The organism is Agrobacterium sp. NPDC090283 (assembly GCF_044769685.1).
Classification (GTDB): domain Bacteria; phylum Pseudomonadota; class Alphaproteobacteria; order Rhizobiales; family Rhizobiaceae; genus Agrobacterium.
In genome coordinates, this window is record NZ_JBIVYG010000040.1 from 6,525 (window position 1) to 10,785 (window position 4,261).

The window sequence follows — 4,261 nt, forward strand, 5'->3', positions numbered from 1 at the left end:
AACTTCGGGGCGGCGCGGGTGATGATGTCCTGATCGGCGGCTGGCACGATGACACATATTACTATGATTTGGGTGACGGCAACGATGTCATCGTAGAGGAGGCATTCCAAGGTAGTAATGACCGACTGGTGTTCGGACCAGGTGTTTTTGCTTCAGACTTAACCTTCAGTTTTGATGCTTATGATACAGATACGCTAAGAATATACTTGTCAGATGGCGCGGCACTCGTCATCAAGGACGCCTTCGGAACAAATGGTGGAGGCATCGAACGTCTTGAGTTCGCTGACGGTACAATTTGGGATCGCAGTGCACTTGCTGCTGCCGTTGGCCAGCAAGCAGTTACTCTTAACTCGATCAAGGGTAACAGCGGTGCAAATACTCTTGTCGGAACATCCGCAAATGACAGCCTGGATGGGTCGGAAGGGGCAGATACGATATCAGGCGGAGCTGGCGATGATTTTGCCGATGGGGGACTGGGCAACGACACATATCTGTTTAACCGGGGCGACGGGCATGACGTCTTTTTCGGAAACTCCGGAACAGATACATTAAAGCTCGGCAGTAATGTTGATACATCGGATATTCTGGTCAAACTTTACGAGATCAACCATCAGTATCTGACACTGAAGATTGCCGGGACCACGGATGAAATCAGTGTACGGGATGTCGAGAAGATCGAGTTCGCGGACGGCACGATATGGACCGAGGCACAGCTTTATCAGGTTTACGCCGATCAGAATTCGTCGTCGGGCGACGACTACATTCATACTTATGACGGCGATGATGTCATCAATACCGGTGCGGGCGATGACCAAATTTACTCTGACTATGGTGACGACATCATCACCGGTGGTACAGGTGACGACTACGCCTATGGTGACTGGGGCAACGACACCTATATCTTCAACAGGGGGGACGGACGCGATGTCTTTGATGGCGGTTCCGCGAACGACACTTTACGGTTCGGCACCAGCATATCGCCTTCAGATATCATTGTTCAGCTCATGGAAGCCAACCATACCTTCCTTACGTTAAAAATTGCCGGGACGACTGATGAAATCAGTGTACGGGATGTCGAGAAGATCGAGTTCACGGACGGTACGGTATGGACCGAGGCACAGCTTTATCAGGTTTACGCCGACCAGAATTCGTCGTCGGGCGACGACTACATTCACACATATGACGGCGATGATGTCATCACTACCAGCGCGGGTGATGACCGGATTTACTCTGAAGATGGCGACGACATCATTACGGGTGGTACGGGGGACGACTATGCCGATGGCAACTGGGGCAACGACACCTACATCTTTAACAGGGGTGATGGTCGTGACATCTTCGACGGTTCCTTCGAAACCGATACCCTACGGCTTGGTGCCAATATATCGCCTTCAGATATCATTGTTCGGCTAATGGAGGCCGACCACACCTTCCTGACGCTGAAGATTGCCGGGACGACGGATGAGGTCAGTGTACGCGACGTCGAGAAGATCGAGTTCGCTGACGGAACGGTCTGGACCCAGTCTCAACTATACCAGACCTATGCAGATCAGAATTCGACTTCTGGCGACGACTATATTCATACCTCGTACCTGAATGATGTCATAAATTCCGGGGCCGGTGATGACCGTATCTATGGTGAGGCGGGCGATGATATCATCTCGGGTGGCGCAGGTGATGACTACGCCGATGGAGGCTCTGGAGACAACATTTATATTTTCAACAAGGGCGATGGTCGTGACGTCTTCCAAGGCGGGATTTATAACGACACCGTTCGCTTCGGTGAAGGGATACTTCCGAGTGATATAGTTGTCAGACTGAATGAAGCAGATCAGACGTTCTTCACGCTGCGTATTTCCGGCTCAAGGGACGAAATAAGCGTTCGGTCCGTCGAGAAAATCTCGTTTGCCAACGGCGTAAGCTGGACGCAGGCGCAACTCCATCAAATTTACGCTGACCAGAATTCAACGTCTGGTGACGATTACCTCCATTTTTCGTCGGGTTCCGCGATTGTCAATGCCGGGGCGGGCGATGACCGCATCTTCATGTACCAAGGAAACGACATTGTCGCAGGGGGTATCGGCGACGATTATGTCGATGGCGATGCCGGAAACGATGTGTACATCTTCAATCGTGGTGACGGGAAAGATGTCTTCTATGGGAGCCAGGGGTCGGACACGTTACGTTTCGGGCCGACAATCAACATGGGTGATTTGCGCGTATTCAGTGGTCCGTCCGAATGGACGACTATATTCTTGCCGGACACGGGCGATATCGTTGAGATCTCGAGCGTAGAATTCGTAGAGTTCGCGGATGGAACGCGTATTTCCGTGTCAGATCTGCCAAAGAGCCTCCAGCAGTCCTCAACAAGTGCAGGAGCGTTTGTTGGCACTTCGGCAAATGATATCCTGGTTGGAACAGGAGAAAACGACAGGTTGCATGGGCTCGGTGGTGACGACCGGCTGGCGGGCGGAAGGGGAGCCGACACTTACGTATTTGGGCTCGGCGGTGGCCACGATACGATCGAAGAAGGGGCCGATACCATCTCAACCGATACGCTTGAACTGGGCAGTGGAATAACGACTGCTGATGTCTTCTTCGAGGTTTCCGCGCAGAATGCCGACGATCTTGTTTTGCGCATCAGATCGCGCGAAGAGACGATCATTTTAAAAAATCAGTTGGGGGCAAATGGGGCCGGAATAGAGCGTCTGCTATTTGCGAATGGAACAATTTGGACAAGGGAGAGTATCACGCCGACCCTTGGCGGTAACCAACCCTCGAATGGCGATGATATCCTGACGGGAACCTATCGAGCCGACGTCCTGCGTGGCGGAACCGGAAATGATATTCTGAAAGGTGGCCTGGGGGCAGACCGCTACCTGTACTCGCTTGGGGATGGGAACGACAGAATCTCGGACAATTCGTCGGCCGACGAAATCGATGAACTCGTTTTCGAATTTGCTTATTCGGGGTCGGGTATTGCGTTTAAACGCGCCAGCGACGGGACGTCTCTGTTGATCACGGTCGGCGGCTCGTCGATCGTTATCGAAAACCAGTTGGATGGATCCGGTCATGGTATCGATCTGGTAACATTCTCCTCGGGAGAACATTTGAGCCGCAGCGACATCGAGACGCTCGTCCTCGCATCTTCGATGACCTCTGGAAATGACGTGATCGCGGGCACGGAGGGAGCCGATGTGATAAGCGGCGGGGCCGGCGATGATGTCGCAGACGGCAAGGAAGGCGCCGACACCTATTATTTCGGCGGCAACGATGGACACGACGTCATCCAGGACAGCGGTCAGAATCCCGCTAACGACGTCCTTGTTTTCGGCACGGGGATTTTCTCGACATCGGTTCGCATCTTGCGTGAAGCGAGTGGTCTTTACAGGATCGAAGGCGATAACAACGCTTGGTCAGTCACCCTTGTGGGAGAGTTTGGTGGCATCGAAGAGTTCAGGTTTGTCGACAACGTGGTGTGGTCGCAAACAGTCTTTAAGCAGACCTACTACAACAGCCTGGCATCCGGGAATAACGGGACAATTGTCGGTGATTCAACGAACGAGGCCATCAACGGTGGTGCGGCATCAGAGGTCATCCGTGGTGGCGCAGGCGATGATCAATTAAACGGAGCTGGAGGAGACGACTTTATCTTCGGTGACGCGGGTAATGACACCCTGTCCGGCGGCGACGGAAATGACACTCTTGAAGGTGGGCTTGGCCTTGATCACTACGATGGCGGTAATGGCTTCGATACCGTTGATTTCAGTTACTCTTCTGCCGATTGGGTCGTGAATCTCTCGATGGGTAAAGCTCATACGCTCGTCAACCCGGAAGGGATTGAGACGCTGGTGTCCATTGAAAGGATTGTGACCGGTTCCGGTGACGATAACCTGACGGGTGGAAATGGTGACGAAGTATTCGTTACTGGTGCTGGAAACGATCGCCTTGAGGGAGGCGCCGGTGACGATGAACTACTGGGTGGCAAGGGTAATGATGCATACCGTTATGCCCAAGGTGGCGGCAACGACATAGTTGCAGAGGCCTTGGCGGAAGGCGATTCCGACAGTTTGACAGTGACAGGTCTTGCTTTCTCCGACGTCGGTATCTCTCGGCAGGGAGAAGACTTACTTATAACGATTCCCGAATCGTCATCAGGTCTTGGCGATGGTGGATCTATTCTCGTGAAGAATACGCTGATCGATGATGACGCAGGCGTGGAGAGCTTCGTATTTACGGACTGGACCTATAGCAAGACGGA

At 52.8% G+C, this 4,261-nt stretch carries 1 protein-coding gene; it reads left to right on the forward strand.

The genetic code is table 11. The annotated features are described in order from the left end of the window. A partial coding sequence (locus ACIQUH_RS27655; protein ID WP_400821354.1) for a calcium-binding protein occupies positions 1 to 4,261 on the forward strand: 4,261 nt, incomplete at both ends.